This window comes from Bacteroidota bacterium, assembly GCA_034723125.1.
Taxonomy (GTDB): domain Bacteria; phylum Bacteroidota; class Bacteroidia; order CAILMK01; family JAAYUY01; genus JAYEOP01.
In genome coordinates this window covers 1-2,954 of sequence record JAYEOP010000274.1, presented here as the reverse complement: position 1 = coordinate 2,954, position 2,954 = coordinate 1, and the positions used below count along the sequence as shown (strand labels likewise).

Below are 2,954 nucleotides of genomic sequence, written 5' to 3'. Positions count from 1 at the left end.
CTCCCTTCTTTCTTGAGTCGGCTTTTTAGTACTTTCCAATAATTATTTGGATTAACACTCTCAGTTAGCACACCTATAATGTCAACGATTGAAAAATACCATTTTTCTTGTTTATCATCCCATTGAACCCTAACCCTTTGGTCTTGAAATAATTTTATTGCAGTTTCTTTTGTCATATTATATTTTCAAAATGTCAACTTCAAAATTAATCTTTCTTTTGTTAGTCCGGATTTTTATTGGGAAAACGTTTTTCTACAATGAATGCCAATGGCAGTCTGTCTAATAATCCTAACCACCTATTAATTTTTTGTCAAATATAAGGATATTTCTGCTTTACTCAACTTTTTCTATGGTCAAAAAAGATGTTAATCCAAAAACACAATTATTTTTTTCTTTTATACCGAAAGGTTATCATGTAACAGAAAATAAATTTTCTTAATACCGAAATTTTGCGGTACAAGCTATGCTAATCCATCGGCATAGTTTACTTATTTATTTCGGGGATACTAGATTCTTTTTAATTAAATTGATGGTGGTTTAGTATTATCTAACGAACCGCCAAGTACAGCCTGTGCCGAATACTTTCGTTAAGACCCGCTTGGTTTATGGTCCCGACCAAAAGGTGCGGGATAAATTGTGAGAGGTGCACTTTGTTAGCCGTAGTTTTAACGAAGGAATACTGGTCCGTACGGATCAGCCGCCTACTCGATTAGCAACAGGGTTTTGTTTTTTTAGAAAGTTTCATTTAGTTGTCTAAACATTTCCATGACATTTAGATAATTAACATTCAAAGCATTACAAGCATCAGGGATTTTGACCTTGTTTCTTCTAAAAGGTTCACTGTTTTCTTGTGTCACAACAGCAAAGTTTGGGTTATTTAGCACAAATGCAACAATAAAAGCATCCGCTTCATCTGAATCAAGAAATTCATTTAAAGCTTTTGGCAAGAAATGGTCAGCTTTTGAAATCGCCCAACCTGTAACTTTGCTATATTCTTCCATAACAGAAGAAGTGTCTTTAAAAAAGTCATTTGGTAAATTTTCCCTACACCAATCCTCTAGTTCATCGTTATGGTCAAAAATCTCATTGCGAACTTTGTCTATGCTAATTATTTTACCATCAAGAGCTAATTGCTTTACTTTTAGCCAAAAACTTTGAGCAACGTCAAGAGGATAATAAACACGATGTGCTTGTATTAGGAAGTTACTATCAATCACATAAACACTCATAATTAAAAATGTTCAGTGAAAAATGTTTGAAATGTGTCTCCCTTTAAACTTGTTAGCTTATAAGCATCTCGATAAAGCAACTTCCCGGATTTTACAGCAGTATTTATATGAGAAGCATAAGTGATGCTTAATCTCCTTTTGGTGGTAGCATAAAAATCCCCTCCAGAGATTTGATTTTCTTTTTTTACTATTTCTCGATTAATGTAATCATTATAGAACGCAAAGAATCTAGTTTTAGATATTTTTCCAGTATCCAATGCTCTACGTGCAATTACAATTTCACTTACTTTAAAAAATCTTGCCGTAGCTTTAATATTTGTATTCTTTTTCCATACATCATTAAATGTTACTTCTGGAACTAAGAATTCAGCAGCTACTTTATCACATATTTTTTCAACCGGGTCATCCGCAGGTTGTAGTTGTCGAAAATCAAAACCGGCACTGTGTCCAGTCCAAATATGTGCTAGTTCATGAACTATCGTGAACATTTGAGCAGCTTTGCTGTCAGAATTATTTATATACATAAATGGAGCAATGGAATCTGCCAATACAAATCCTCTGCATTCTTGAACAGGTATTTTTCTTCTTGTATTATTCTCAACGATTCCATTGAAAACCGTAATTATACCCGCATTTTCTATTTGTTCTGATAAATAGTTAAGTGCTTCTTGCCAGGTTCTGAAATCACTTGCCCAACTTTCATTTAGATTTAGAGTTTTCCTAATATCCTTAACGATACCACTAATGTCATTGGATTTTTCGAATTTACCAACAAAAGTAAGTTCAGGAAATTCGTTTTCTAGCAAATAGTCCCGTAGCCAATCTTGTCTTTTTTGCAAAAGTAAAATGGTGTCATAAACATTGACACTAACCTTGGTAGCTTTCGTATTGTTTGTCCTGAAGAAAGGTATTGGCAAATCTTCTTTTGGTGGTTCTTCCAAGAATAAAAAACCAAATGGTAAATAAACTTTTTTAGAGAAATCTTCAAGTTGTTTTACTGTTGGATTTTTATCTCCATCTAGCCATTTTTGAACATTGGGTACTTTTAAGGTAAATTCTTGCAAATCATATCCAGCTCGGGTAATTGCCCAAGTTAGAATATTTGTATTGATATTTACCTCTGTTCTCATTATGCAAATGTAATATATAAAAACAAATCTAAATGATTGTTTTTTGGATTAAGATATAATTTAAAAGTCACGGTTTTCAACCTTGTTGCTAACGAGTGAATATAATGACCAGTCATTATATTTCCATTATATATTTTGTTAAAAAATTCCATAATTCAATATTATCCAATGGCTTATAAATTTCTGTAGTTATGCCCTAATAAATTTTAAATGTATCTTAAATCTATTTGCAAATATAATAAAATTTTTACTAGACAACAAAACAATAATTTCCCCCCCTTTTTCTCAACTTTTAATAGCCAAATTAGACTTAACCTTAAGGGAAATTCTATTCTCGCCTTTATAATCAATTCTTTTTATCATAGAAAAAGGTCATTATATTTCCGTTATAGGTAAATATAATTACTTTTTTGGAATTGTATTTACCAAAGATTTTTTCACAGCTCCGCCACCTCAGTTACATGAAACTATTGTAATATACATCCAACAAGACTTTTAGCTTTCAGGTATTTTATGTTTTTTTTATTAGTTATTAATATTTGGATTTCCCATAAAAAAATTATTTCCTAAATAAAAAAGTTTTGTTTTGATAATA

Annotated in this window: 2 protein-coding genes; both read right to left on the bottom strand. The window is 31.4% G+C overall.

The genetic code is table 11. The annotated features are described in order from the left end of the window. Positions 1–731 precede the first annotated feature (731 nt). Positions 732–1,229: a DUF4411 family protein gene (locus U9R42_07550; protein ID MEA3495872.1), complete on the bottom strand. Its 498-nt coding sequence runs from the start codon at positions 1,227–1,229 to the stop codon at positions 732–734. 2 nt (positions 1,230–1,231) lie between these two features. Further along, positions 1,232–2,359 (bottom strand): ImmA/IrrE family metallo-endopeptidase, encoded by a 1,128-nt coding sequence (locus tag U9R42_07545; GenBank protein MEA3495871.1) that lies wholly within the window; start codon positions 2,357–2,359, stop codon positions 1,232–1,234. Between the last annotated feature and the right edge of the window lie 595 nt (positions 2,360–2,954).